Below are 26161 nucleotides of genomic sequence, written 5' to 3' on the forward strand. Positions count from 1 at the left end.
TTCTCCCCTTGAGGCGTGTTTTTGCAATTGTCGCGGCAATGTTGGCATCCTCGTTTTGGATGCCCGATCTGCGGTTCAGAAGCCGGAATCGAGTTCGCGCTGCGCCCGCGCCAGCAGCGCCAGAACGTGCGGCGCAAATGAGCGCCAGATCTCCATGCGGAACTGGTCGTCAGCCTCGCGGACCAACACCGTCTGGACCGTATCGAAAATGGTGCGTCTGGCGGTGCCCACCGCCATTTTGGCAAGATCGAGCGGGCACCCCGTCGCGAGCAGATCAAGCACACGCGGCCCTTTGAGTTGAAATGCCAGTTCCCGGTCGGAAATATCGCACAGGGCAAGCGGCACATGGGCTGCGGCGGCGTTGAAAGCCGCTGTCAATGTTTCCCGGTCGCTTTCCGGCGCATGGATCACCCATTCGTCGGGACCAAGGCACGTCGCACTGCGTGCCTGCGCCTGATTACGCAGGCCGATCCGCTCCGGCAGAGCAAAACCGAGGGCTGTTTCGGCGGCGCTCTTGTTCTCCGGCCGCAACCGCAGCGAGAAGCGGGCGCAATATTCGAGCGGCATGATCGAAGCCGAACGGGAGAAAGTGATCATATTCGTCATTTTTGGCACCTTCCTAAATGTTCAGCCGCTGGCCGTCCGGATCGACGAACACCATCGCATTCGTGACCTTTGCGCGAATTGCGCCGCCGGGCATCGGCACGTAGAGGGTTTGCCCATCGCGTGCGCGCCCGCCCGAGACAAGCGCCAACGCTATGGAACGGCCAAGCGCGGGGCTCATGTAGGATGAGGTGACATGGCCAAGCACCTTCATCGGCACAGGCTGTTTCGGGTCGGCAACGATCTGTGCGCCCTCTTCCAGCACGACATGCGCATCTTCGGTGAGCAGACCGACAAGCTGCTTGCGATCGGCCAGCGCCATGTCCGGGCGCGACAACGAACGCTTGCCGACAAAATCCGGTTTGGTCTTGCCTATGGCCCATGAGAGGCCGGCATCGTCGGGAGCAACGGTTCCGTCAGTATCCTGGCCTACAATGATATAGCCTTTTTCGGCGCGCATCACATGCATGGCTTCCGTGCCATAGGGCGTGATGCCGTAAGCCGCCCCCGCCTTCATCAGGATCTGCCACAGATTCAGACCATGACGCGCCGGAACATTGATCTCGAAACCAAGTTCGCCGGTAAAGCTGACACGGAACAATCTTGCCGGAAAGCTGGCAACCGTGCAGTCCGCCACCGACATATGCGGGAAGGCGGCCGCGGAAATATCAAGCCCCTGCACCAGCGGTTCCAGCACCTTGCGGGCATTGGGCCCCTGCAGGGCAACGACGGCCCATTGTTCGGTGATCGAGGTCAGCCAGACATCGAGATCCGGCCATTCTGTCTGGAGGTAATCCTCCATCATGTTCAGCACACGCGCCGCGCCGCCCGTGGTGGTCGTCACATGGAAGTGCGTGTCGCTCAGCCGCCCGATGACGCCGTCATCGCGGATATAGCCATCCTCGCCGAGCAGCAGGCCATAGCGGCACCGGCCGGGCGCCAGTTTCGTCCAGGCATTGGTGTACATGCGATTCATGAATTCGGCCGCGTCGGGGCCGCAGACATCGATCTTGCCCAGCGTCGATGCGTCGAAAATGCCGACCGAAGCGCGGGTCGCCTTGCATTCCCGGGCGACCGCGGCGTGCATATCCTCGCCGGACGCGGGGAAGTAACGGGCGCGGCGCCATTGCGCCACCGGTTCAAAAACCGCGCCCTGCTGTTCGGCCCAGCCGTCAATCGTCGTCTTGCGCGTCACCTCAAAGGTTTCGCCCTGATGATAGCCGGCCAGAGCACCGAAGGTCGTTGGCGTGTAAGGTGGCCGGAACGTGGTCAGGCCAACCTGCGGGGCGGGCTTGCCCACCGCATCCGCAGCGATCATCAGGCCATTCATATTCGAATTCTTGCCCTGATCGGTCGCCATGCCATTCGTGGTGTAGCGCTTGACATGTTCGATCGAACGCATGCCCTCGCGCACCGCAAGACGGATGTCTTTCGCCTGAACGTCGTTCTGGAAGTCGATGAAGGCCCGCGCGCTGCCCGGGTCGCGGTCGGTGGGCAGTTCCTTGCAGGAGATGCCACTGCCTGTCCTGTCGTTGGAAACCTGATATCTGCCTTCGCTCTGCCCGGCGAGAGATGCCCCGTCGTTCAGCGCGGCAGCGACACCCCAAAGCCCCCGCGCCGCACCGACAATCGCGCAGTTTTCGGGCGAGCGGTCCGGCAGGAAAGTCTGGCTGCCTGCATCCCATTTTAACGTGCCCCGCGTGTGGCTGAAGAGATGGAGACTTGGCGTCCAGCCGCCCGACATCAGCACCGCGTCGCATCTGAGCTGACGGGCGGGGCCTACCTGACCATCGCGGACAGGGTTGACGCGGATACTGCCGACCCGGAGACGTCCGCCCGTGCCGGTCACTGTCCAGCCGGTGAGCGTCTCGATGCCGAGCGCGCGCGCGCGCGCCGCCAGCGCCGGAGCAACATCCGCACGTATATCGACGATGGCCACCGGCTTGACGCCGGCCTCGGCAAAATCAAAGGCGGTGTGCCAGGCGCTGTCGTGGCTGGTCACGATCACGGGGCGGTCGCCGACTTTCACGCCGAACCGGTTCAGATAGGTCTGCCCCGCTCCGGCCAGCATGACACCGGGCCTGTCGTTGCCGTCAAAGACCAGCGGCTTTTCTAGGGCGCCCTGCGCCAGAACCACGCGGCCCGCACGCACTCGCCAGAGCCGCTCCCGGGGCGCGCCTTCCGGCGGTGTTTCAAGATGATCGGTCAGGCGCTGGCAGAGGCCGACGAAGTTCTGATGATAATAGCCGATAGCCGTCGTGCGCGTCATGAGCTTTACGCCAGCCATGCTGCGCAGTGTAAAAAGCGTTGCCTGCAGCCAGTCCCAGGCCGGACGGCCATCAATCGTGACATTTGGTTCGGACAGGAGGCTGCCGCCCATCTCCGGCTGTTCATCCACCACCATAACAGAGGCGCCGCTGCGCGCTGCTTCCAGCGCGGCGGCAAGCCCTGCCGGGCCCGCACCCACGACAAGAACATCCACATGGGCGAACCGGGCAGCATAATGGTCGGTATCCGGCAAAGTCGGCGCACGGCCAAGCCCCGCAGCATTGCGAATGACCGGCTCGTAGATCTTGTTCCAGAAGGCCTTCGGCCACATGAACGTCTTGTAGTAGAAGCCAGCCGAAAACAGCTTGTGCAGCGTGTTATTGACCGCACCAATATCGAAGGACAGACTCGGAAAGTGGTTCTGGCTCTCGGCAATGAGGCCGTTGCGCAGTTCCTGCGTGGTGGCGCGGGTGTTGGGCTCGAACCGGGCGCTGTCGCGGCTGATCCCCATCAGGGCATTGGGTTCGTCGCAACCGGCTGACAACACGCCGCGCGGCCTGTGGTACTTGAACGAGCGCCCCATCAGATGCACGCCGTTAGCAAGAAGCGCCGAGGCGAGCGTATCGCCCTCGCATCCCTCATAGCTGGTGCCGTTAAAGGCAAAGCGGATTTTCTTCGCAGTATTGATCCGGCCGCGACCGGCGAGACGATAGCGGGTCATTGCTGATCTCCGGGAAGTTCGGGGCGAGGCGTGCCCGCTTTGTAGGTGGCAAAAAACTTGTCGCTGACCGTTTCGCGCAGCGCGTTGAAAAAGCGTCCGCAGCCATGAATATGCCGCCAGCGCTCGGCATGAACGCCGCGCGTATTGGAACGGATGAACAAAAAGTCGCGCCATTCCTCGTCGCTCAGCGCCGACGGGTTGGCGGGGCGCGCGATATGGGCTTCACCGCCATAGGCATATTCGCTCTCGGGGCGGTCTTCCTCACAATAAGGGCAATGGATCAGCAGCATAGCGACCTCCTCAATGGGCGACGGCGGCAGCGGCAGCCTCGTCGATCAGACGGCCCCTGCGGAAACGATCGAGATTGAACGGCGCGTTGATCGGGTGAGGCTCGTCCCTCGCCACCGTATGCGCGAACAGATGCGCCGCACCGGGCGTGGCCTTGAAACCGCCGGTGCCCCAGCCGCAATTGACATAAAGACCCTCGACCGGCGTCTTGCCCAGAATGGGCGAGCGATCGGGCGTCACGTCGACAATGCCGCCCCAGCTGCGCAACATGCGCATGCGCCGGAATATCGGGAAGATTTCGCAGATGGCCGCGAGATTATGCTCAAGAATATGCAGCCCGCCGCGCTGGCTGTAGCTGATATAGGCATCGGTGCCGGCCCCGATGACCAGTTCGCCCTTGTCGGACTGGCTGATATAGGCATGCACGCTGTTCGACATCACAACACAGGGAAAACATGGCTTGATCGGTTCGGAAACAAGAGCCTGCAGCGGGTAGCTTTCCAGCGGGAGACTGACGCCTGCCGTCTGCATCACCACCGACGTGTTGCCCGCGGCGGAAACCGCGACTTTTTTGGCGCCAATGAAGCCCTTGCTGGTTTCAACGCCCACGACCCGGCCCGAAGCATCGCGGCGGATCGCATTCACGGCACAATTCTGAATGATGTCGACGCCGCGCGCGCTGGCTGCGCGCGCATAGCCCCAGGCCACCGCGTCATGGCGCGCAGTGCCGGCCCGTCTTTGCAGAGCAGCTCCGACAACAGGATAGCGCGACGTCGGCGAAATATTCAGCGGCGGGCAGAATGCCTTGGCTTCCTCGGCGCTCAGCCAGGCATTATCGACGCCGTTAAGGCGGTTCGAATGGATATGCCGCTGAAACGACTGCACATCATGCACCGTATGCGCGAGCATCAGAACGCCGCGCTCGCTGAACATGACGTTGTAATTCAGATCCTGACTTAGACCGGTCCACAGATCGACCGCGTGATTATAGAGATGCGCGCTCTCGTCGTAGAGATAATTGGAACGGATGATCGTGGTGTTGCGGCCGGTATTGCCGCCGCCAAGCCAGCCCTTGTCGATGACGGCCACATTGGTGATGCCATGTTCCTTGGCAAGGTAATAGGCCGCGCCCAGACCATGCCCGCCGGCCCCGATGATAATGACGTCATAGGCGGATTTGGGTTCGGCATCAGGCCATTGCTGCGTCCAGTGCCTTTGGCCCGTCAAGGCTCCTTTCAACACTTGGGCAAAAGAAAAATGCGTCATTTCCGCCTCCTGTAATGTGAAGAAGGCTAGTCGCGTTTTGCAGCCTTTGAGTGTATAATCGCGACAGTGTGGCTGTAATATTCTGACACAGATCCAGAAATCGGAGCATGATGATGGCCAGATTGAGCATTGGATTCATCCTCGCCAAACGTTTCACCCTCTGCGCCTTCGCCAATTTCGTCGATGTCGTGCGGCTGGCCGCCGACGAGGGGGACCGCTCGCGGCCGATCCATTGCTCCTGGCGCGTCCTTTCCGCCGACATGCAGCCCATTCACTCAAGCTGCGGAATCATCGTTCAGCCGGAGGAAAGGCTCGGCGACCCGGCCCGGTTCGATTATATTGTGGTGGTCGGCGGGCTGGTCGACGAGATCGAGCATCTTCATCCTGAGGCCATCGACTTTCTGCGCAAGGCAGTGGCCGCGCGCGTGCCGTTGGTCGGAGTCTGCACGGGTGCCTTCATTCTGCACCGCGCCGGTCTGATGAAAGGGTACCGGGCCTGTGTCAGCTGGTTCCACCACGAGGATTTTCTCGAACATTTCGAGGGGCTCAAACCGGTGAGCGACCAAATCTTCATTGTTGATCGTGATCGCCTGACCTGTTCGGGAGGCGTCAACTCCGCCCATCTGGCGGCTTTCATTGTTGAGCGCCACCTTGGCCGCGCCCGCGCCGCCAAAAGCCTGAACATCATGCTGATTGACGAGGCAATGAGCGGCGAAAAGCCACAGCCCGGAATTCCGCTTGCCCTGACCACCAAGGATCCGCTGGTCAAGCGGGCACTGCTGCAGATGCAGCAATCAGCCGACACGCCGCTATCGGTTGATCAGATATGCGCGCAGCTCACCATAGGCCGGCGCAAGCTGGAACGTCATTTTCGCAACGCGCTGGGCATTTCGCCTTCCGTCGCCGACAGAATGATCCGCATCGAAAAAGCCAAGCACCTTCTCGACACAACCGACCGTTCGATCACCGCTATTGCCGCAGATACCGGATTTTGCGACCTGCCGCACCTCATTCACGTCTTTCGCACCATCGAGGGCATCACGCCCGAAAACTACCGGCAACGTGATCGGCGCGGCCAGAACATGGCCCTGAGTTTGCCGCCAATCTGACAAGAACGAAAACACATTCGCCGGAAAAGCGGATTCATCGTTCTTCATCAGAAGGTGGGCGGCGTGCAGGCGCTGATCACCTCGCATATCGCAGGACCGACGCAGCGGAAGCGGTGCGGTCTGCGGCTTTCAAAATAATAGGCGTCCCCCGGCCCCAGAATTCGCCGCTCCTCGTCGACGGTTACTTCCAGCCTTCCCGTGAGCACGATGCCGCCTTCCTCGCCCTCGTGTACAAGCGGCACCTTGCCCGTATCCGCACCCGGCTGGTAGCATTCCTTCAGAATTTGCAGGCTACGGCCGAAAAGATTTTCGCCAATCTGCCGGTAGGAAATGGCGCCTTTCCCAATCTCGACCAGTTCTTCAGCCGCATAAAAAGCTTTTCGCGTTTTTTCGGGCTCGAAGGCAAAAAATTCTGCAAGACTGATGGGTATTCCGTCAAGGATACGCTTAAGAGCGCCCACCGACGGATTTGTGGAATTCGACTCGATCAGCGAGATCGTCGAATTCGTGACTTGCGCGCGCTTCGCCAGTTCGCGCTGTGAAAGCTTGTGCGCCATCCGCACATGTCGCAGACGGCTTCCGATATCCACCGACATGACCCCTCCCGTTTATCATGTTGATTATTCCACAACATTTTATAATCAATATTATTAATATCAATAGCTTACAAGATAGAAGAAAAGGACTTGTTAGCAAATCCGAAATGCCCGACATAATGGCGACCTTTAACGGAGCCCTCAGTCATGACCGTTCACCCGACATCCAACATGCCCACCCTCGAAAATTTCTGGATGCCGTTCACGGCGAACCGTCAGTTCAAGGCTGCCCCACGGCTGCTCGCGGGCGCGGAAGGCATGTATTATACCGACATCAACGGCAATAAGGTTCTGGATGGCACTGCCGGCCTTTGGTGCGTCAATGCCGGCCATGGACGCAGGCGCATCTCCGAGGCTGTCGAGCGGCAACTCCGCACGCTGGATTTTGCACCCACGTTTCAGATGGGGCACCCTGTCGCATTCGATTTTGCCGCCAAACTGGCAGCCATTTCACCCGGCGGCTCTGCCGCCCAGCTCGATCGCGTCTTCTTTACCGGTTCGGGCTCGGAATCCGTCGATACGGCGCTCAAGATCGCAATAGCCTATCAGCGCGCCATCGGCCAGGGGACACGAACCCGCATAATCGGACGCGAGAAGGGCTACCATGGTGTCGGCTTTGGCGGCATTTCGGTCGGCGGTCTTGTCAACAACCGCCGGGTCTTCCCGCAGATTCCGGCCGATCACATGCGCCATACGCTTGATCTCGGGCGCAATGCCTTCTCAAAAGGACTGCCCAGCCATGGTATCGAACTGGCGGAAGATCTGGAACGGCTTGTCGCGCTTCATGGCGCAGAAACCATTGCGGCGGTAATTGTTGAACCGATGTCAGGTTCGGCGGGTGTTATCCTGCCGCCCAGAGGTTATCTGGAGCGGTTGCGGGCCATTTCGGAGAAATATGGCATCCTGCTCATTTTTGACGAGGTGATCACCGGCTTCGGCAGACTCGGCACGCCCTTTGCAACCGATTATTTCAAGGTTGTGCCGGACCTCGTCACCACGGCCAAAGGCCTGACAAATGGCGCAATTCCCATGGGTGCCGTCTTTGCCAGCCGCAAGGTCTATGAGGGGCTGATGAGCGGACCGGAAAATGCGATCGAGCTTTTCCATGGCTATACATATTCCGGTCATCCGGTGGCAAGCGCCGCAGGTCTGGCCACATTGGAAATTTATGAGGAAGAAGGGTTGCTCACCCGCGCCGCCGGCCTCGCCGAGACCTGGCAGGAGGCGCTGCACAGCCTGCAGGGCCTGCCGCACGTCGCCGACATCCGCAATCTTGGCCTGGTTGGCGCAATCGAACTGAACCCGCGCGACGGCGCGCCGGGAACACGCGCCTATGACATATTCGTCGACTGTTTCCAGAAAGGTCTCCTCATTCGCGTCACAGGCGACATCATTGCGCTTTCGCCGCCGCTGATCATTCAAAAGGATGAAATAGCAAGCATCGTCTCGATATTGGGCGATGCCTTGAAGCGCGCCGCATGATGAAACACAGCCGGAAAAACCCTTGATCTGGTTCCGGCATAGTTCGAGCTAGATAAAGGTTGTGCGCCCCAGAGCCTCAAGCGAGGCTTGTTGAATAGCCTCGCTTATTGTCGGATAGCCATGGAGAATGCCGGCTACATCCTCCAGCACTGCACCCATTTCAATCAAAGTGGCCATCTGGCCGGACAATTCCGATATGCGCGGCCCCACCGCCTGCAACGTTAAAATGCGGTGATCGTCCTTTCGGGCAATGATACGTACAAAGCCGCCGCCGTCTATATCGAGGGTCAAGGCCCGTGCATTGGCCGCCAACGGAAATTGCGCGGTAAGAACCTCAACACCCGCAGGTATGTCCGCCGGGTTCAGCCCGACGCTGACAATTTCCGGATCGGTATGGCAAACATCGGGGATAGCCATAGCGTCGAACTGACGGCGGCGTCCGGAGATGATTTCCGCAACCATCTCGCCTTGTGCCGACGCCTTCTGCGCGAGCATCGGTTCACCCACCAGATCGCCGATCGCCCATATGTTTGGCGCCGATGTCGCGCAGCGCGCATCCACCTCGATAAAAGATCCCAGCATCTTCACGCGAAGTTCTTCGATTCCCCAACCGATCGTGTTGGGCTTACGGCCAATGGTCACCAACACTTTGTTGGCGGGCAGCAGCAGCGCTTCTCCGTCCCTGTCCGTTATTTCCAGTCCCTCATCCCGCATCTGCACCACCCTGGCGCCCAGATAGAGCCTGATGCCGTGCGAATCGATCTTACGCCGCACAGGCTCGACAAGATCGTTGTCATATTGCGGCAGGATCTGATGGCCGGTTTCGACAATGGTTACTTTCGAGCCAAATTTCGCATAGGTCATACCAAGTTCGAGCCCGATATAGCCCGCACCGACAACCACCAGACGTCGCGGAACGCCATCGAGCGACAAAGCTTCACTTGAGGAAATGACTGGCCCGCCGAATGGCAGCGCCGGCAACTCGATGGGCCGGGATCCTGTCGCCAGAATGACATGATCCGCCTGTATGGTCTGGTATTCCTGCGCACCCTCGACCCGGCAGGTGCCGCCATCGATAAATCGGCCCCAACCTCTGACGACCCTCACCCTGGCGCGCTCCAGCAAAGCTGCGACGCGATGATTGAGCTTATCGACGATGCTGTCCTTCCACCGCATCATCTCCATGAATTCCAGCCGCGGAGGCCTGTCCAGATGCACACCGAAGCTTCCATGGCTGGCCGCGGCACTCATCTGAGCGTGAAGACCGGCAACATGAATCAGCGCCTTTGAAGGAATGCAACCTTGCGTCAGGCAGGTCCCGCCAAGCCGATCCGCTTCGACCAGAACCGTGTCCAATCCCAGCTGCCCGGCGCGGATTGCAGCGACGTATCCACCCGGTCCGCCGCCGATCACAAGGACTTTCGGTTTAAGATGATGTGCCATGTCTAATCCACAAAAATGAGGGCTGGATTCTCAATCAATCGCTTGAGCGCCTGAACAAACCGCGCGGCTTCATGTCCATCGACGATGCGATAATCGAAGGAGGTCGATAAATTCATCATTTTGCGGATGACGATCCGCCCATTCTGAACCACCGCCCGTTCCATAATCTTGTTTGGGCCGATAACGGCCACTTCCGGATGGTTTATGATCGGCGTCGACACTACCCCACCCAAAGCGCCAAGGCTGGTGAGCGTGATCGTCGAACCGCTCAGGTCATCGCTTTTGGCGTTTCCGTCACGAGCAGATGAGCAAACGCGCACGAGTTCCCGCGCGCAATTCCATATTGAGCGCGATTCGACATGGCGCACCACGGGCACAACCAGCCCCGACTGGGTCTGCGTGGAAATACCAATGTGAATTCCGTCATGAATGCGAAGGATTCCTGCATCGTCATCATAGCGCGCATTGATATTTGGAAATGACGCAAGAATTCGCGCCATTGCCCGCATAAGAAAAGGCAGCAATGTCAACCTGACCTTATTGGCTGAGACATTCTGGTTCAGTTCCTGGCGCAAAGCTTCCAGCGCCGTGACATCGCACTCCTCGATATAGGAAAAGTGGGGAATCCAGCGCATGGACTCCTGTATTTTCTCCACAATTTTCTGCCTCGGGCCAACAATCCTCTCGTCCCGGACCGCATGTGCAAATTTTTCATCGACAAATTGTACGGATGATGGGTGCTTTGTCTGAATATGATGATCAAGATCATGCGGCAAAATTCGCCCGAAGGGTCCGGAGCCTTTGACATCCTTCAACGATATGCCCAATTCAAATGCCCGGCGCCGGGCTGCGGGCGCAGCCAGCGGCGGCTTATTGACAAATTGCAAACGCATCGCATCGGTTGCGGAACGCAGATCGGGCGACGAAGGCCGGGACGAGGGAATTTCAGCCTCCTGCCCCCATGATTGCGGTGCTGCATCGCCCGGCGCAACCATGTTGCTGCCGGATGGCGGACATTCGTTCGTCGAACCGGAAGCAGGCCGAACAGATCCAAACTCCACCAGAATATCGCCCACGGCCACCGCATCGCCAATCTGGCCGATCCTGCTAAGAATAATCCCGTCAACTGGCGCCATTATTTCTACAGCGGTCCTATACGTCGTAAGGACAACCAACAACTGACCTGCCTTGACTGAATCGCCGATATTGACGTGCCATGACACAATTTCTGCGTCACCTGCACCTTCTCCCAACTCCGGCAGGGGAAATTCAAAGCGATCCATTACAAGCCTCCATCCGCCGTTTCAAAGAATCAGCCGATGATACCCCTCCTGAAAAACGGACCCTGCGGCGGGCGCGCCGACCATGCCGGCTCTTGCTTGCTGCTACCGCAGCAGAGTCTCCAAAATGACGAAAGCGATGTTCCCTGTCGGGTGATGTCGATTCCCGTCCGGAAACACCCACGCAGACGGCAGCCGGAAAAATAATGTAACACTCCGCTTTAGTACCCGATCTGCAGACAGGATTGACGGGGAGAGAGATAACCGAAAACGGGCCAGGAAAATCCACGCAGCCGCAAAAAATATGCTGAGCGGATGTCGGCGTTTCACGCCGCACCAGTTCCGGGAGATTAATCACAGTCAACATCGTCACGGCTCGAGCCCCCACTCGCCCTATACTTTTTATAATTTATCAATACGTCCCTGTTGCCTTGCAGGACGCGTTTACAAAGCAGCAAAGCATAAGGAATAAGGCTGCTAATACTCTTCCAGGTTCCAGAAGAATGCCGGCAAGCCGTCCCTACGCCCCGTCAATCCGGCGCTCCGCACACCTTTGATCCCGCGATTCGACCATTGAAGTTAAAAGGCATTCACGACGCACTTGGCAGTTCACAGATTCACCTTGTCAGCCAGTATAATTCCCCCACCTCTAAGTGAGATGACGCTAAGAGGTAACTTATAAACAATCTTGCCATTTTTAATTCGAAATAAAATAATATATTATTTAAAAATTATAAATATTGAATTTAATATTAATTCTAATAATAAATTATAATAACGATAATTTGAATTCATAATTTAAATATAAATAATGAATGAATCTAAATAATAATATAAATTGACAGATTATTATGTCGAATTATTTAATATTCTTGATTTAGGCATTATCAGTATATTAAAATCACAAATAATTATTTTTTTATAACGAAAGCAATCACAGATAAACGCGCCGTAAGCATAATTGAACAGTCGTTGCACTGAAATCATCCACTAAGCCAGACTCCGCGACTCTGCGGTTTATCGGGACCGAGTAGCTTCAGACCGAAAAGCTCAGGCATCACTTACTCTACTGTTCAATCCTCGCGGATTGGCAGCGCCGTCTTGGATTTGATCACATCGATGCTCATGAGGGAGCGGATTTCCGCAATTGTTCCCAGAGCTGAGAGGCGGTTAAACATGAGTTCCCGGTATTCGGCAACGTCGCGCACCACAATCCGCAGCAGAAAATCCGACGATCCCATGATGACATGGCATTCCATGACTTCGGGAATTTGCTGAATGGCATCTGCGAATTCGCTGAGATTGGCCTTCCCATGTGCCGAAAGACTGATACTGGCAAATATTGTGACTTTGAAACCAAGCAAAACCGGATTCAGACGCGTCACCTGATCAAGAATATAACCGGATTCTTTAAGCCGCGTCAGACGACGCCAGCAGGGCGATTGCGATAGCCCGACCATATCTGCAAGTTCCGCAGTCGAAAGCGGAGGATTTTTTTGCACTGCGTCAAGTATATGTAAGTCCAGTTCATCGAGTTCCATAATCCCAGCCGCTGTTTAATGATCCCATATAAAAATAATATATAGGAAAAAATTTCAAATTTCATAATAAAATAATGTCTTAAATATTTTTCTGCACATAATAATACTTTATAATACGATATATTATTGCTAAATTGATCAACGATTGTCACGCTGTCGCTATCGTATATTTACACATAAATAGCCAAACATATGTGGAGTATTCATGGTTATCTCTCCATATTTGAAAGAAATATCGACGAATACTCATAAATCTGTTTATCTGCTTGAACGACCAGACATTGGCTTCTCTGCCTGCATCGCGCTTCATTCCACCGCCCTTGGCCCGGCTGTTGGCGGCACACGCGTAGCGAGCCACGCCAATGAAAACGAGATATTGACCGATGCTTTGCGACTTTCGAGGGGCATGAGCCTCAAGACTGCCCTGGCGGAGATTGGCGCGGGCGGCGGCAAGGCCGTGATCTGGATTCAAAATATGGATGCGCCGAGAGAGGCTGTCTTTTCCGCCTATGGTGAAGCCGTGGACAGTCTTGGCGGCCGCTTCATCACAACTGAAGATATAGGCACCAACGTTGAAGACATGGATATAGTCCGCCGCCGCACCCGATATGTTGCGGCACTGTCGCCGCACACGCAACAGGCTGTTTCCGGCCCTACGTCCTGGACGGCGCTTGGAGTATTTTGCGCCATGAAGGCCGCCATGATTTACGCGGGTCGTCAGTTACGCGGCTCGGTTGTCGCTGTTCAGGGTTGCGGCGAGACCGGCGGCGCTCTATGCGCCCTTCTCGCTGCCCAGGGTGCGTCCCTGATCATTTCGGATATGAACAACGAGCGCGTTCAGGCTATCGCCAACGCCTATGAAGCCGCCGTTGTCGCGCCAGATGAAATTCTGCGCGCAGAAGCGGATATTCTCGCACCCTGCTTGCTCGGCGGCAGCCTTAATCGGCGCACAATCGGCTCGATCAAAGCTAAACTGATTGTCGGCTCCGCCAACAACCAGATTACGTCACAGGACGATGGCCTGATGCTGCACGAACGCGGAATCATCTATGTACCGGATTATGTCGCAAACGCCGGCGGGCTTATCGCCGCTGTTTCGGGATATCGCGGAGAGCCGGATGCCTTGATTCAGGAGCGGGTCTTCGCAATTGGCGCACGTGTCGACAGCATGCTTCGGGAGGCGCAGTCAAAAGACATGGCGCCATTTCTGGTGGCCGAGCACATGGCGCAAGCGCGTCTGAAAAAGGCGGAACAGTCCGCGCGGAAAATATAAAATAAGAATTCAGCGCCAAGCGGCGCTGAATTGTAGCGTTTCCATTCGGGCGTACGAAATTAGCGGCTGATCGGTCCGCCCTTGGCTTTCCATCCGCCGGTGCCGCCAGCATAATGGGCAATATTGTCCATGCCAGCCGCCCGCGCCTGCTGAAGCGCACGCGCCGAGCGTGCGCCTGCCTGGCATACCAGAACCACCGCGCCTTCCTTGGGCAGACGTGATGGCTCAAATTGCGAGAGAGGATGATTCTCGGCGCCGGGAATATGGCCCGCAGCAAATTCACCCGGTTCACGTACGTCAATTACGCGCACTTTGCGCTTTGCGACAGCCTCGACAAATGCATCATGCTCTATCGCCGGAAGGGCCTGTCCGCCACCGAGGATGCCGGACAAAACATTAAAAATGGACATGGCAGTTCACTCCTGAAAAAATTTCGGCTCCTTATAAATTAAATAATACTAATTTAGCAAGATATATTTTAATACGGTGATCCAAATCCGGCTGCCAATGTTCTCAAGCCCGGATTTTGATCCGGATCAAAGGGCGCCCGCGATTAAATTGCTATCTACCGGCGTGTTCACGAGAATATATAATCTCAGTCAGGATGAAACTTCACGCGGCGGCGTCGAGACCGTGCCGTGTCCTTTTGTTTCATCGCAGCGACAAAGTCCGTGTTCATGCGAGGATCAGTCATGACAGACTATAATCACGTCCACCCTTCCGGCAGTGCCTGCTGCCACGGCCATGGGGATGTCGCGGCGAAAAAGGCCATCGATCCCGTCTGTGGCATGAATGTTGATCCCGCCACCGCGAAACACACGACAGAACATAACGGCAAAGCCTATTATTTTTGCTGCGAGGGTTGCCGCAAAAAGTTCGAGGCCGCGCCCGAACAATATCTTAACAAACCTGCTTCCCCTGCAACGGCGGCAGAGCCGGCGAAGGTCGCCCCTGCCACTGAGGGCGTGATCTATACCTGTCCCATGCACCCGGAAATCCGCAAGACAGGCCCCGGCACCTGCCCCATCTGCGGCATGGCGCTGGAACCTGAGATCGCTTCTCTCGAAGCGCTTCCGAATGAAGAACTCATCGACATGACCCGCCGTTTCCGCGCCGCGGTTGTCCTGACCCTGCCCGTCTTCATCATGGAAATGGGCGGCCATTTCTTCGGCCTGCACATGCTGCTGGGGCGCAATGCCGCCAACTGGCTGCAACTGATTTTGGCAACGCCCGTCGTGCTCTGGGCGGGCTGGCCATTCTTCCAGCGTGCGGCGCAATCGCTGATCACGCGTCATCTCAATATGTTTACGCTGATCGGCATGGGCACAGGCGTCGCATGGGTTTACAGCCTTGTGGCCACAGTGGCGCCGCAAGTCTTCCCCGCAACATTCCGCGGGCCCGGTGGCGCCGTCGCTATTTATTTCGAGGCTGCGGCGGTTATCACTGTGCTGGTGCTGCTTGGCCAGATTCTTGAATTGCGCGCCCGCGAGCAGACCGGCGGCGCCATCCGCGCCCTGCTGGACCTCGCGCCCAAAACAGCCCGGCGGCTACGTAATGACGGCACCACGGAGGATGTTGCGCTCGACATGATCCATGTCGGGGACAAATTGCAGGTGCGTCCCGGAGAAAAGGTTCCCGTAGATGGGGAATTGCTGCAAGGCCGCAGCACGATCGATGAATCGATGATCACCGGTGAGTCGATGCCCATTACCCGCGAGACCGGCGACCGGCTCATCGGCGGCACCCTGAACCAGTCCGGCGCCTTCGTCATGCGTGCGGACATGGTTGGCCGGGACACGATGCTGGCGCGCATCGTGCAGATGGTGGCCGAAGCACAACGCTCCCGCGCGCCGATCCAACGTCTGGCGGATGATGTCGCCGGATGGTTTGTGCCGGCTGTCATTCTGGCCGCCATCCTCGCCTTTGCCGTCTGGAGCCTGTGGGGGCCGGAGCCGCGTCTTGCCCACGGGCTGGTCGCGGCCGTCGCCGTGCTTATCATCGCCTGCCCCTGTGCGCTCGGGCTGGCCACGCCCATGTCGATCATGGTCGGCATCGGTCAGGGCGCGCATCTCGGCGTATTGGTCAAGAGCGCCGAGGCGCTGGAGCGGCTGGAAAAGATCGATACGCTGGTCGTCGATAAAACCGGTACGCTGACGGAAGGCAAGCCCAGACTCGCCGCCATCAAGGCCGGGTCCGGCTTTTCAGATGCGGATGTGCTGCGGCTGGCGGCGAGTCTGGAGCGCGCCAGCGAACATCCCCTCGGTCTCGCCATCGTCGATGCGGCCGCAGAACGCGGCCTGGCGCTGAGTGATGCGCAGGATTTCGACAGCCTCACCGGCAAGGGTATCAGAGGCACTGTGGAGGGCCGCAGCCTTGTCCTCGGCACCCAGCGCATGATGGCCGAAGCAGGACTAAATTTCGACGAATTTGTCCCGGAGGCGGAAGCCCGCCGCGGCGAAGGCGCGTCCGTCGTCTTCCTGGCCGTCGATGGCAGGCCAGCTGGCCTCGTCGCAGTCGCTGACCGGATCAAGGCGTCTGCGCCAGCGGCCCTCGCGGGTCTGGGCGCGGAAGGCATAAAAGTGATCATGCTCACCGGCGACAACAAGACCACCGCTCAGGCCGTTGCCCGGCAACTTGGTATCGCCGAGGTCGAAGCCGAGATTCTGCCGCAGGACAAGGCAGCTTTTGTCGCACGATTGCGCGCGCAGGGCCGCATCGTCGGCATGGCCGGCGACGGAGTCAACGATGCGCCTGCCCTGGCCGCAGCCGATGTGGGCATCGCCATGGGAACCGGCACCGATATCGCGATGGAAAGTGCAGGCATTACGCTGCTCAGGGGCGATCTGGGCGGCATTGTGCGCGCACGCAGGCTCAGCCGGGCCACGATGCGCAATATCCGGCAAAACCTGTTCTTTGCTTTCATTTATAATGCCGCAGGCGTGCCCATAGCCGCAGGGGTGCTTTATCCAATTCTCGGGATTTTGCTGTCACCCGTGCTCGCGGCGGCGGCCATGTCGCTCTCATCGGTCAGCGTCGTCGGCAATGCGCTGCGCCTGCGCCATATAGCGAGGGAAATAGGCACGCCGAAATAGGCACCTCCCGCCTCTTAATTGCGCCGCGCAGGCTGGCTCCGCTCTGCCGCCGCCTAAGGCGTCGCGCCACTATTGCGGGCGGAAGATTACGTATCCGTGGCATTACCGATGAGCATAAGGCGGGCATCCGCGCCGCTTTGCCATTGGGCCATTACCGCACGCACGGCATCCTGTTCATCCCGGAGCGGGTCGGCGATCAGAATCAGCTTCTCAAAGAGATCGCGCGGCGGCGGTGGGTCTTCCTCCGGCGAAAATGGCGGAAGCTCAATGCAGATGATATCCCAGACCTCGCGCAGCAGGGCAATTGTCGCCTCGAAACGCGGATGCTGCGCGAGAACCCAGAAATCCTCTGGCACCGCGCAGCCGATGCGCATCAGCATGAAGCCTCCGGCTTCGTCGCGTCTGGCCAGCTGAAAGACATCGGCCTTACGCGCCACGAGATCAAGCAATCCCGGGCCGGGCACAATGCGGCCATGCTCGGACAGCACGAGAGCGGAAAGGCCGGCTTCAGCCGCAAGCCGGGCAAATGCCGTCGCCACCAGCGTGCGGCCATGAGCTCCGGGCATCGCCGCCAGAGCGATAATTTTACCTGCCTGCCCCTGAAGGAAAGGGCGAATTTCGCTCTCGAACACCGCATTGCAGGCCTCTCGCGCATCGGCAACCCGGATCAATCCCTGATGCGCGTTCCGGCTCTGATCGGAAGATGCAGGCAAGGGGCCAATGACAGCCGAGAAGGCCTCCGCTGGCATCCGCCCGGTATGAGTTGAAGCTTGTGCAGGCACGTCTCTGTCCAGAGAGGCTGTCACCGGAGAAACCGGGGTTTCATCCGTCGCGTTCACGAGTTCTGACGCAATGATGTCGGACCGGGTTTCATCCTCCCTCGCCTGCGTGCTTTGGGTCGGCAATCGCGAACGATATGTCTGTGTTCGCCAAAAAAGCCCGGCGGCCATTAGGCCGATCAAGGCGCCGCCACAAGCGCCAAGTCCCAAGACAAAACGAAAATCCTGCCATGCAGGCTGCAATCTTTGCGCCGAGCCCGCCGACAGAACCTGCATGTTGGTTTGTTCAGCCGCTTCCGGACCAGCCTGCTGCTGCGCGCGATATGCATCGGACACGGCACGATCTGCTTCAGCCTTGGCATTGAGGCGCTGCAATTGCGCGAGCTGGCCTTCCCTTTTACTCTGGGCTTGTTGCCTTTCCGTCAGTTCACGCGTCAGCGCATCGATCCGTGTCTCCAGCGTCTGTATATCGTTGCCCACGCTTTCAAGCAGGCTCTGGCGTTCTTTTTCGATCTGGCCGCGCAGCGCATTGAGCTTATCGCTGATTTGCTGCATGTCGGGATGAAGCGGGCCGTAGACTTCGCTCATCTTGGCCTGCTGGCGCCGCATATCCGCATATTGCGCCACCAACGCCCCGAAAGCGGTCGAAAACGACGATCGAACATCGCCCATATCATCGGGCAAAACCTGCTTGAGAGCTTGTTCCCTTGCTTGTGCCTGCTTCAGATCATCGCGCAATTGCGTCAGTTGCGCCGTCAATGCGCCGATCTGCGCCGCATCGCTGGCGGGACTTTCGCCCGCGCCCAGCCGCAATCTGTAGTCCTGCGCCGCCGCAGCCGACTGCGCCGCAGCTCGGGCCAACTCGTCTGCCCGCGAAGCCTGCAAAGCCAGAATCTGGCCAGCCTTTGCCCCGGCGGCCGTGGCCATTTCCCCATCCACCAGCGCCTTTGCAACAAGATTGGCAAATGCCGCCGCACGCGTCGGATCAGGCAGGATGACCCTGATATTGAGAAGGTCAGGCGATGGTCCTTGCTCCAGATGCAGGACAGGCTCGGGGCGCATGCCAGAAGCGGGTTGCTGTGCCGCAACCAGCGCCCTTCCCCGTTCCGCAATATACTCCGCAGCCGCCCGCATCTGCGCCGCATCCGCTGCCCCGCGCAGATTGATTTTGATCTGCGCGGTCGCCTCATATTCAGCCGGACGCAGGCGCATCAGCGCAAAGGCCGCCCCAAGGCCAAGCAGGCCGCCCAGCAGAACCGGCACAAAAAAGTGCAGCACGCGCGGCAAGGCACGTCGGCTGGAATTTTCATTGGTGGGCGAATTCATAATGCCGTCGTCAATCATCCATCGAATAATAACAGAACAAACCCCGTATGGCTGAAACCAAGCCCCGTCCGGGCCCAGGCGCCACTTCGCCACATCTTTCGGCAGGCCGGGCAAGCTTTAATAATCCTATATGCCGCGAGCCGGGAGAAAAATTCAATCGCCCCGCCGGAACTTTGCGCGGCACAGCGTAAACGAAACCCTAGGAAACAAAACGGGCCACGGTTGCCCGCAGCCCGGAAAAAACAGGGCCGCTGGAAGGCGGCCCTGCAGATATCCCCGATCAGAATGCCGTGAATGCGTAGAGCATCAGGGTATTATTGTCGCTGGCCTTGCGGCCATGACCATCGATATTGCTGCTCAGCCCATCAAATTTGGTATAGCCGGTATAGCTGACGCCGATGCGGCTGTTGAGCCAGGGCCACGGCCCGGGCGCCCCGTGGCTGAAGGGCAGATAGGCTGCATCAAATATATAGCCAGCCGAATTGGGCGAGCCGTTTGGGTTAACGGCAGTGTCAAAGCCGTAGCGCGCTGTATCTCCGGTTCCGGATATCGAGAAATAACCGGCGGTCAGAGAGACCGTATGATCGTAAATATAGGAGACCGAGGCCTTGAAGCTGTTCAGGTGATCAGTCGAATTTGTTCCGGCATACAGGGAGGAAGAATCCAGCTTCTGATTCTCGTAGATATAGCTGGCGCGGGCGGTGATCGCATGCATGTCGCCGATCCACTGGTATTGGCTGTCGAGGCCGATATCGGTGATCTTGTCGGTTCCGATGCTGTAATCGCGTCCCGGAGCGATTTCGGCATACATGCCGAAGGTGCCGACCATCAGCGAACTGTTGCCCCATGTCGGTTCAACGGCCAGACGCCAGTATGGCGCAACGCCCTTGATCGTATTGGTCGGGTCTGGCGGTGAAAGCCCGAGCGATGTCTGCACACGCGGCGACAGCGAACTATATCCGCTCAGTTCCGCATAAACCAGATCATGCGCGAAAACATAGGCGCCAACACCCGCGGTCTGGCTGGGATCGAAGCTTTCAATCAACGGCCCGGCGGCAGGTCCAAAGCCGAAATTGGACGAAATGAAGGGGAAAGACCAAACCGGAGTCGTATTCCAGACATCCTGCACGGTCGGTGCATTATTGGCCGTGATGCCCCAGACGATATCCGTTCCGCCTATCTTGGCCGTATCCGCATAGCGCACGTCTGTCAGATCCAGCGCCACATGGTTGCCCGCCGTGTCATTGCTGAAGGTCGTCTGCACGAAAGCGCCGAGATTGCCGTAAATCTGTCCGCCATAGAAGAGGCTGATCTGCTGCGTCAGATCAACATTGTTGTTGGTCTTGAAGCCGCCATTTGGCGACGGGGGCGCATAGTTCCCATCTGGCGCATCAAGCTTGCGCATATAATTCGTGAAGGTCGCCTGATCCATGACAGCAAAGGCTGGAATTTTGGAGTCGCCGCCGCCCATCGTATAGCCGTTGAGCTTGAACTGACGTCCGAACGGCGTCAGCTCAGGAAAGGCAGTATGACAAGACGCACAAGGCTGCCCCGTCTGCCGGGCAAAACTTGGAATGGCATAGGCGCTGCTCGAAAGAAATGCACTTGCAAAACAAAACCCGATAATCGCAAGCAGCAACCCTCGAATTTGACTTAACGAGCGCGTAAAACTGCGAAAATCAACACAATGGCGGTATATCGGCATGTTCGCCCCCGACGAAAACTTGATAAAAATCAAACGAAACCAAACGAATCTTAAGAACTCTATCATGTTAATTGAGAAAATATCTCAGTGTCGATGATTTAAATCAACGGACGCAACGGCACGCAAAGGCCGGCGGGGAGGCGCAAGCCATAATTCACCTCTGCCAAAAGATTTGATTTAAATCATGGCTCATTATCACAAACAGGCATTCCATCGCGCTGTTTCAGGACGTTAGGAGTAGACCAAAATGGAAAATGAATTTAAAGGCGAATCCAGGAAAATTACACGCCGTCTGGTGATGAAGACGATCGCCGCGGCAGGTTCGCTGCCTGTTATCGCGCTCTGCGCCTCGCCTGCATCCGCAAAGGTAGCCCAGTCTGCGGTCGGATATCAGAACGAGCCAAAAGGCGACAAAAGCTGCTCAAATTGCAATCTGTTTATTGCGCCCAATCAGTGCAAAACCGTCGACGGTACGGTTGCTCCTACGGGCTGGTGCAAGATTTGGGTCAAGAAGGCCGCCTGAGGGCAGAGCCACGCGGTTGGATGCGGGCCGATCGCTCCTTTTATTGTTCAGACAGCGTCCCGCAGCAGACACTGAAATCAGAACTCCGGCAATGATCCGTCATTGCCGGAGTTTTTTCAATCATGCCCCTGGCTATTGCCATTTGAAATCCCGCCGCCCCCATTGCCAGCACCCGGATGCGCCGACCCGCGCGAATTATCAAGGCCGGAGCCTCGCGGCGTAGACACCGACGAATTCCCGGGATCGTCCCCGCCCTGCTCTGGCAGAAGATAATAGCTATTGCCGCTTTTGCCATGATGGAAACGTCCGCCGTCATGATTCCGGCCCGAATCAGGATAACTGACCCTGCGCACATTGATCACGCCGTCGGCACTCAATGAGCCCTCCATGATACCCATCCGTTCCCGCTCTCTGCCCTTGAAGGGCGTGCTCAGAATGTTCAGTATCTTGTGCACCACACGCAGCGGTGATCCGTCCAGATCGGCGCCCCATCCGGTCTCGCGGTGGAGTTTGACCGAGTCGCCAGCCTTGAGACCATAATATCCTTCGATTGAAACATGGCTCAGATGACCGGCATTGGCAAAATAAGCCCAGCTTGTCGTCTGATCGACCGTGAGGTTCGATTCAGAACCATGTCCGCGCACGACAAATCTTTGCTCAGCCTTATGTGCGCCCAGCTTCTGGCGTCCGGCATCCCCAAGTATACGTCCGATCTGAGCTTCCGTTCCGATAAGCTGGAAATTGCCTGGCTGCGCCGCCTCGATAAGACGCGCTCGCACAATACCCCTGCCGTCGCGCAGCCCGCTGACCGCCAGCCATTGCCCTTGTCTGATGGGACCGGGATTTTTTACTGCGGAAATATCGATCTTTTGTCCCAGTATAACGACTAGCCGCCGACGCCAGTTATAATGCGAAACCGGCCCGACAACTTCATGCTGGACGGATATGCGAACCGCCTGCAGGTGCCGCCCCGAACCGCGTGCGATCACGGATACGATCTGACCGATCTTTAGCTGTGTCGGATCGCCTGAGGGCGCGTCATTCGCAACGATCTGATCCGGCGTGTAATCCACTTCATAGCCATTGACGAATATGCTGCCAAACCCGGTTATCGCGCCAATAATGCCTGTGCCGCCGATGCCCTGATCACGCGGCTTTTCCAAGGCTGAGCCATTGCCCGAACAGACGCCCGTAAGAATCGCGGCCAAAAAGGCCGTTGACGCAAATATGGCAACAAACTTGCGGTTAAACACTTCTGATCAATCCTTTTTTGCGGGCATTTTCTCGCGAAAAACATACACGCCCGCAGTCCAGCGCCATTCCCCCTCATCCTGCGCATCCACCACCTGCAGGGCGGACTTATTAACCTCGACCAGAATATCCATTGCAGCTTTTTTTGCCTCGGCGGCCAGTTTCGCCGAAGCCGCCTCGGACAAGCCGTCATAATGAACGGCCCGCTCCAGAAAGGGCGGTTCTATTCCGCCGACATTTGCAACGGCAGCGGCCATGTGATCATGAAGATTGCGGCCAAAATAATATAATTGTTCCGCGTCCCCGGCTTTGGGCACGAGAGCCGACTCTTTCAGCACCACAAGATCCGGCACCTGCAATTCAACAATGCCGGCATTGATCCAATCATCAAGGACAGCACGGGGCCGCACGTCGCGGGTTACTGAAGCGACCAGCGATTCAAAACTTGGCTCGTCCGGCGAACCGGACTGGCGTGGCAGCGGCAGCGGCTTGCCTTCGGCGTCGCAATATTCCGAAAGGCTTGTCCAGCGCGAAATAATCTGGCTGCTCCGCGACAGTGCAATGGAAACTTCTGCCTCCGGCATTTCCGCGGCGCGCAAGCGGCTGATTTCCTTGCGATGCACACCGGTAAGCAGGCTGATGCGGCTGTCGGTCTGCGGTTTGTCCGGCAGCGTGAAATCCGAATCAGCCACGCTCACATAAAGCTCGCGCAGCATGTTGGACAATGCCGGGAACGTAACGCCCGCCCGGATCAGCATAACGACCAAAGGGCGCATCATGCGCGCAACCTGTGGCAGAACCAACTCTGCGCTCAGGAACCGGGACGAATGACCTTTTTGATCTGACATTAGAAAGGATTAGCAAATTCAACGCACGGCCACAATCTGGCAAACCTTGAATTGGACCATTTTGTGGGAAATAATTTCACAAGGTTGATATCCGAGACCTGCTCAGGGCGCAACTGCGCCACTTCGTCCCGGTCGGGGACAAAAATGCGCAACGATATGGAAAGCCTTGGTGAGCGCGTCGGGATTCGAACCCGAGACCCTCTGATTAAAAGTCAGATGCTCTACCTGCTGAGCTACGCGCTCTCTCTCGGTGGAAAGCGTTTCCAAGGCTGCGCTTCGGTAGCCGCATCTTATCATGGCGTCAAGCCCATTGCGACATCAGCACAGCATTATTGCAAAAAATCGCCGCCGGTGCCGGCAGCATCACGGCGCATAATTGGCGAAATAGTAAAGAATGCCAAACAGCACAATAGTGACCGCAGTGGTCCAGAGGATCTTTTTCAGCATATGCGGCGCAACGGGCGCACCCGGATCCGTACCCTGGAAATAGCTTCCCTCTTCCCGCTGCGACTTGACGCCAAAGGGGAGTACCGCAAATAGAATGATCCACCACATGGTGAAGAATACAGCAATGCTCATGGGCGTGTTCATGCGCAACCTCTCATAAATAATTGAAAACCAGCGCAATTCAGCCGCGCTGGCCCATGGCCGTTAAACCTGCTCGAGTTCGGTCAGCGTCCCCAGAAAATCCTTCGGGTGAAGAAACAGAACCGGCTTGCCATGCGCCCCGATCTTTGGCGTTCCATCGCCAATAATACGGGCACCCATGGCAACGAGATGATCGCGCGCCGCCAGAATATCCTGAACCTCATAACACAGATGATGAATGCCGCCGTCCGGATTTTTCTCCAGAAATCTGGCGATGGGCGAAGCCTCGCCCAGCGGCTCCAGCAATTCGATCTTGGTGTTGGGCAGCGTGATAAACACCACCGTCACGCCGTGCTCAGGCTGGGCCAGCGGAGGGCCGACCTCAGCCCCCAGCATGGCTTTATAAGTTTCGCTGGCTTTCGCCAGATCCCTGACGGCAATCGCAACATGGTTCAGCCGGCCTATCATGGCTCAGACCTCCACAACCAGCACATGAACGGCAGGCTTCTTGCCCCAGGCCTGCCCGACAGCCGAGCGGACGGATTTCTCCACCGCATCGACCACCATATCTGCATCGCGCCGGCGTGCCTTGGGCATGTGATCGAGCGCAGCAAAGACAGCGGCATCGACCACTTCATCCATTGCGCCGCCGCGCGCGGTGCGCATCGGCAAGCCCGCGAAGACAACATCCGGATCGCCCGCCAGCTCACCCTTGGAGGTCAGCGCGAGCGCGATGCTCACCACGCCGGCAAAGGCCAGCCGGCGGCGCTGCGCAATCGCCTCGTCGGAGGCCGGAACCAACGCATTGCCATCCTTCACCAGACTGCCGTGCGGAATGTCATCAATAATGCCGGGCTCTTCCCCGCCCGACATATCGGCAATGAGCACGACATCGCCGTTGCGGGCCTTGATCACCCTCGGCACGCCCATCTCGCGGGCGAAGGTCGCATGAACATCAAGGTGGAGAGGCTCGCCATGCGCCGGAATGGCGATTTGCGGGCGAATCCATTCATACATGCGTTGCAGTTCTGCGCGGCGCGGATGCCCGGACACATGGACGAGATGCGTCCTGTCCGTGACAACCTCAATTCCCTGATCCACAAGCCCGTTGATATTCGAATTGATGGACTTCTCATTGCCGGGAATCGGACGGGAAGAAAAAATCACTCTGTCGCCGGGGCTGAGCTTCAGATCGGGGTGCTCATCCTCGGCCAGACGCGCCAGCGCGGCCCTTGGCTCGCCCTGACTGCCCGTGGCGAGCACTACCAATTGCTTGCGCGGAATATCGCGCGCGGCCTGCGAAGACAAAAATGGCATCACGCCGTCAAGATAGCCGCATTCCCGCGCCACCTGAACGACACGGTCCATGGCGCGGCCGATCAAGGCCACGCGCCGGCCAGCGGCATCGGCGGCAAGCGCCGTCGCTTTGAGGCGCGCGACATTCGAGGCGAATGTCGTCACCAGCACACGCCCCGGCGCATCGGCAATCAGTTCTTTCAGCGTTTTGGCGACATCCGTCTCCGAAGGGCTGATGCCCTCGCGCAGCACATTGGTCGAATCGCAGATCAGCGCCAGAACGCCCTCATCGCCCAGCGCACGCAGGCGCGCCTCGTCGGTCGCGCGTCCGACAATCGGCGTTTCGTCGATCTTCCAGTCGCCCGTATGGACGATAAGCCCGGCAGGCGTGCGTATGGCCAACGCGCAGCTTTCCGGAATGGAATGGGCGACGGCAACCAGTTCGATCTCGAACGGCTCGAGAAAGATATGCCCGCCCTGCGGCACAACATGCACACGGATATCGGGTGCCTGCGGCTCCATAAGCCGTTTGGCTTCCAGCAAACCCGCAGCAAACGGCGTCGCATAGACCGGACATTTCAGGCGTGGCCATAACTCCGCCACGGCCCCGATATGATCTTCGTGTGCATGGGTAATGATCAATCCAAGGAGGTCCTTGCGGATTTTTTCGACGAAGCCGATATCCGGCATGATCAGATCCACACCAGGGAGATCGTCTCCGGCAAAGGAAACACCCAGATCAACCATGATCCATTTGCGCGCCTTTTCCGGCCCGAAGCCATAGAGCGCGCAATTCATACCGATTTCACCCAGTCCCCCAAGAGGGACGAACACAAGGCCTTCAACTTTTTTCTTCATATTTTTCTTTCATTTTCGCCGCTTG

At 57.8% G+C, this 26161-nt stretch carries 21 protein-coding genes and 1 tRNA gene; 5 read left to right on the plus strand and 17 right to left on the minus strand.

Going from position 1 to position 26161, the window contains the following annotated elements; genetic code table 11:
- Positions 1 to 75: 75 nt before the first annotated feature.
- From AC0N03_RS06165 to AC0N03_RS06180, 4 genes are read right to left on the minus strand one after another with little or no spacing between them, the layout of a single operon-like run.
- Complete coding sequence (locus AC0N03_RS06165; RefSeq protein ID WP_474287739.1) at positions 76 to 606, minus strand: sarcosine oxidase subunit gamma; 531 nt, start codon at positions 604 to 606, stop codon at positions 76 to 78.
- 13 nt (positions 607 to 619) lie between these two features.
- Positions 620 to 3592, minus strand: coding sequence for a sarcosine oxidase subunit alpha (locus tag AC0N03_RS06170; RefSeq protein ID WP_474287740.1), 2973 nt, complete (start codon positions 3590 to 3592; stop codon positions 620 to 622).
- Positions 3589 to 3882, minus strand: a complete 294-nt coding sequence (locus tag AC0N03_RS06175) for a sarcosine oxidase subunit delta (RefSeq protein ID WP_474287741.1) — start codon at positions 3880 to 3882, stop codon at positions 3589 to 3591. Before AC0N03_RS06175 ends, AC0N03_RS06170 begins: the two co-directional genes overlap by 4 nt.
- Before the next feature lie 10 nt (positions 3883 to 3892).
- A complete protein-coding gene (locus AC0N03_RS06180; RefSeq protein WP_474287742.1) occupies positions 3893 to 5146 on the minus strand; it encodes a sarcosine oxidase subunit beta family protein in 1254 nt (417 codons plus the stop codon).
- Positions 5147 to 5259: 113 nt separating this feature from the next.
- Between AC0N03_RS06180 and AC0N03_RS06185 the strand changes: the two genes are divergently transcribed.
- Positions 5260 to 6255: a GlxA family transcriptional regulator gene (locus AC0N03_RS06185; protein WP_474287743.1), complete on the plus strand. Its 996-nt coding sequence runs from the start codon at positions 5260 to 5262 to the stop codon at positions 6253 to 6255.
- A gap of 47 nt (positions 6256 to 6302) precedes the next feature.
- Here AC0N03_RS06185 and AC0N03_RS06190 read toward each other — a convergent pair whose 3' ends face one another.
- Entirely contained in the window at positions 6303 to 6851 is a 549-nt protein-coding gene (locus AC0N03_RS06190; protein ID WP_474287744.1) for a cupin domain-containing protein, read from the minus strand.
- Between the two features lie 147 nt (positions 6852 to 6998).
- Between AC0N03_RS06190 and aptA the strand changes: the two genes are divergently transcribed.
- Positions 6999 to 8333: an omega-aminotransferase AptA gene (gene aptA, locus AC0N03_RS06195; protein WP_474287745.1), complete on the plus strand. Its 1335-nt coding sequence runs from the start codon at positions 6999 to 7001 to the stop codon at positions 8331 to 8333.
- A 48-nt stretch (positions 8334 to 8381) separates the two neighbouring features.
- On the opposite strand, the gene lpdA is transcribed toward aptA, so the two are convergent.
- From lpdA to AC0N03_RS06210, 3 genes are all read right to left on the minus strand, one after another.
- Positions 8382 to 9776, minus strand: a complete 1395-nt coding sequence (lpdA, locus tag AC0N03_RS06200) for a dihydrolipoyl dehydrogenase (protein WP_474287746.1) — start codon at positions 9774 to 9776, stop codon at positions 8382 to 8384.
- 2 nt (positions 9777 to 9778) lie between these two features.
- A complete protein-coding gene (locus tag AC0N03_RS06205) occupies positions 9779 to 11059 on the minus strand; it encodes a dihydrolipoamide acetyltransferase family protein (protein ID WP_474287747.1) in 1281 nt (426 codons plus the stop codon).
- Between the two features lie 1070 nt (positions 11060 to 12129).
- The gene (locus AC0N03_RS06210; RefSeq protein WP_474287748.1) at positions 12130 to 12597 is read right to left on the minus strand and encodes an Lrp/AsnC family transcriptional regulator; all 468 of its coding nucleotides are present in this window, start codon (positions 12595 to 12597) and stop codon (positions 12130 to 12132) included.
- 205 nt (positions 12598 to 12802) lie between these two features.
- On the opposite strand from AC0N03_RS06210, the gene AC0N03_RS06215 reads away from it, so the two are divergent.
- Positions 12803 to 13870: a Glu/Leu/Phe/Val dehydrogenase family protein gene (locus AC0N03_RS06215; RefSeq protein WP_474287749.1), complete on the plus strand. Its 1068-nt coding sequence runs from the start codon at positions 12803 to 12805 to the stop codon at positions 13868 to 13870.
- A gap of 59 nt (positions 13871 to 13929) precedes the next feature.
- On the opposite strand, the gene AC0N03_RS06220 is transcribed toward AC0N03_RS06215, so the two are convergent.
- Complete coding sequence (locus tag AC0N03_RS06220) at positions 13930 to 14280, minus strand: rhodanese-like domain-containing protein (protein ID WP_474287750.1); 351 nt, start codon at positions 14278 to 14280, stop codon at positions 13930 to 13932.
- Positions 14281 to 14562: 282 nt separating this feature from the next.
- Here AC0N03_RS06220 and AC0N03_RS06225 point away from each other — a divergent pair, with 282 nt between their 5' ends.
- Positions 14563 to 16962, plus strand: a complete 2400-nt coding sequence (locus tag AC0N03_RS06225) for a heavy metal translocating P-type ATPase (RefSeq protein ID WP_474287751.1) — start codon at positions 14563 to 14565, stop codon at positions 16960 to 16962.
- Positions 16963 to 17048: 86 nt separating this feature from the next.
- Here the strand turns inward: AC0N03_RS06225 and AC0N03_RS06230 are convergent, their stop codons facing one another.
- Positions 17049 to 19067, minus strand: a complete 2019-nt coding sequence (locus AC0N03_RS06230) for a hypothetical protein (protein ID WP_474287752.1) — start codon at positions 19065 to 19067, stop codon at positions 17049 to 17051.
- Between the two features lie 280 nt (positions 19068 to 19347).
- Positions 19348 to 20706 carry a cytochrome C gene (locus AC0N03_RS06235; protein ID WP_474287753.1) on the minus strand — a complete coding sequence of 453 codons (1359 nt, stop codon included), beginning with the start codon at positions 20704 to 20706 and terminating at the stop codon, positions 19348 to 19350.
- A 313-nt stretch (positions 20707 to 21019) separates the two neighbouring features.
- Between AC0N03_RS06235 and AC0N03_RS06240 the strand changes: the two genes are divergently transcribed.
- Positions 21020 to 21295 carry a high potential iron sulfur protein gene (locus AC0N03_RS06240; protein WP_474287754.1) on the plus strand — a complete coding sequence of 92 codons (276 nt, stop codon included), beginning with the start codon at positions 21020 to 21022 and terminating at the stop codon, positions 21293 to 21295.
- Positions 21296 to 21411: 116 nt separating this feature from the next.
- Here the strand turns inward: AC0N03_RS06240 and AC0N03_RS06245 are convergent, their stop codons facing one another.
- From AC0N03_RS06245 to AC0N03_RS06270, 6 genes are all read right to left on the minus strand, one after another.
- Complete coding sequence (locus AC0N03_RS06245) at positions 21412 to 22548, minus strand: DUF5666 domain-containing protein (RefSeq protein ID WP_474287755.1); 1137 nt, start codon at positions 22546 to 22548, stop codon at positions 21412 to 21414.
- 6 nt (positions 22549 to 22554) lie between these two features.
- Positions 22555 to 23325: a DUF6502 family protein gene (locus AC0N03_RS06250; RefSeq protein WP_474287756.1), complete on the minus strand. Its 771-nt coding sequence runs from the start codon at positions 23323 to 23325 to the stop codon at positions 22555 to 22557.
- A 236-nt stretch (positions 23326 to 23561) separates the two neighbouring features.
- Positions 23562 to 23637 (minus strand) — tRNA-Lys (locus AC0N03_RS06255).
- A gap of 120 nt (positions 23638 to 23757) precedes the next feature.
- The gene (locus AC0N03_RS06260; RefSeq protein ID WP_474287757.1) at positions 23758 to 23985 is read right to left on the minus strand and encodes a DUF1467 family protein; all 228 of its coding nucleotides are present in this window, start codon (positions 23983 to 23985) and stop codon (positions 23758 to 23760) included.
- 60 nt (positions 23986 to 24045) lie between these two features.
- On the minus strand, positions 24046 to 24450 hold the full coding sequence (gene mce / locus AC0N03_RS06265) for a methylmalonyl-CoA epimerase (RefSeq protein ID WP_474287758.1): 405 nt from the start codon (positions 24448 to 24450) through the stop codon (positions 24046 to 24048).
- A gap of 3 nt (positions 24451 to 24453) precedes the next feature.
- Entirely contained in the window at positions 24454 to 26136 is a 1683-nt protein-coding gene (locus AC0N03_RS06270) for a ribonuclease J (protein WP_474287759.1), read from the minus strand.
- Positions 26137 to 26161: the final 25 nt, after the last annotated feature.

This window comes from Methylocystis sp. sgz306128, from assembly GCF_056032725.1.

What these genes read in the sequence shown, in the direction of transcription:
- AC0N03_RS06165 (WP_474287739.1), bottom strand. Translation starts at nt 606, where the DNA reads ATGACGAATATGATCACTTTCTCCCGTTCGGCTTCGATCATGCCGCTC.
- AC0N03_RS06170 (WP_474287740.1), bottom strand. Translation starts at nt 3,592, where the DNA reads ATGACCCGCTATCGTCTCGCCGGTCGCGGCCGGATCAATACTGCGAAG.
- AC0N03_RS06175 (WP_474287741.1), bottom strand. Translation starts at nt 3,882, where the DNA reads ATGCTGCTGATCCATTGCCCTTATTGTGAGGAAGACCGCCCCGAGAGC.
- AC0N03_RS06180 (WP_474287742.1), bottom strand. Translation starts at nt 5,146, where the DNA reads ATGACGCATTTTTCTTTTGCCCAAGTGTTGAAAGGAGCCTTGACGGGC.
- AC0N03_RS06185 (WP_474287743.1), top strand. Translation starts at nt 5,260, where the DNA reads ATGGCCAGATTGAGCATTGGATTCATCCTCGCCAAACGTTTCACCCTC.
- AC0N03_RS06190 (WP_474287744.1), bottom strand. Translation starts at nt 6,851, where the DNA reads ATGTCGGTGGATATCGGAAGCCGTCTGCGACATGTGCGGATGGCGCAC.
- aptA (WP_474287745.1), top strand. Translation starts at nt 6,999, where the DNA reads ATGACCGTTCACCCGACATCCAACATGCCCACCCTCGAAAATTTCTGG.
- lpdA (WP_474287746.1), bottom strand. Translation starts at nt 9,776, where the DNA reads ATGGCACATCATCTTAAACCGAAAGTCCTTGTGATCGGCGGCGGACCG.
- AC0N03_RS06205 (WP_474287747.1), bottom strand. Translation starts at nt 11,059, where the DNA reads ATGGATCGCTTTGAATTTCCCCTGCCGGAGTTGGGAGAAGGTGCAGGT.
- AC0N03_RS06210 (WP_474287748.1), bottom strand. Translation starts at nt 12,597, where the DNA reads ATGGAACTCGATGAACTGGACTTACATATACTTGACGCAGTGCAAAAA.
- AC0N03_RS06215 (WP_474287749.1), top strand. Translation starts at nt 12,803, where the DNA reads ATGGTTATCTCTCCATATTTGAAAGAAATATCGACGAATACTCATAAA.
- AC0N03_RS06220 (WP_474287750.1), bottom strand. Translation starts at nt 14,280, where the DNA reads ATGTCCATTTTTAATGTTTTGTCCGGCATCCTCGGTGGCGGACAGGCC.
- AC0N03_RS06225 (WP_474287751.1), top strand. Translation starts at nt 14,563, where the DNA reads ATGACAGACTATAATCACGTCCACCCTTCCGGCAGTGCCTGCTGCCAC.
- AC0N03_RS06230 (WP_474287752.1), bottom strand. Translation starts at nt 19,067, where the DNA reads ATGAATTCGCCCACCAATGAAAATTCCAGCCGACGTGCCTTGCCGCGC.
- AC0N03_RS06240 (WP_474287754.1), top strand. Translation starts at nt 21,020, where the DNA reads ATGGAAAATGAATTTAAAGGCGAATCCAGGAAAATTACACGCCGTCTG.
- AC0N03_RS06250 (WP_474287756.1), bottom strand. Translation starts at nt 23,325, where the DNA reads ATGATGCGCCCTTTGGTCGTTATGCTGATCCGGGCGGGCGTTACGTTC.
- AC0N03_RS06260 (WP_474287757.1), bottom strand. Translation starts at nt 23,985, where the DNA reads ATGAACACGCCCATGAGCATTGCTGTATTCTTCACCATGTGGTGGATC.
- mce (WP_474287758.1), bottom strand. Translation starts at nt 24,450, where the DNA reads ATGATAGGCCGGCTGAACCATGTTGCGATTGCCGTCAGGGATCTGGCG.
- AC0N03_RS06270 (WP_474287759.1), bottom strand. Translation starts at nt 26,136, where the DNA reads ATGAAGAAAAAAGTTGAAGGCCTTGTGTTCGTCCCTCTTGGGGGACTG.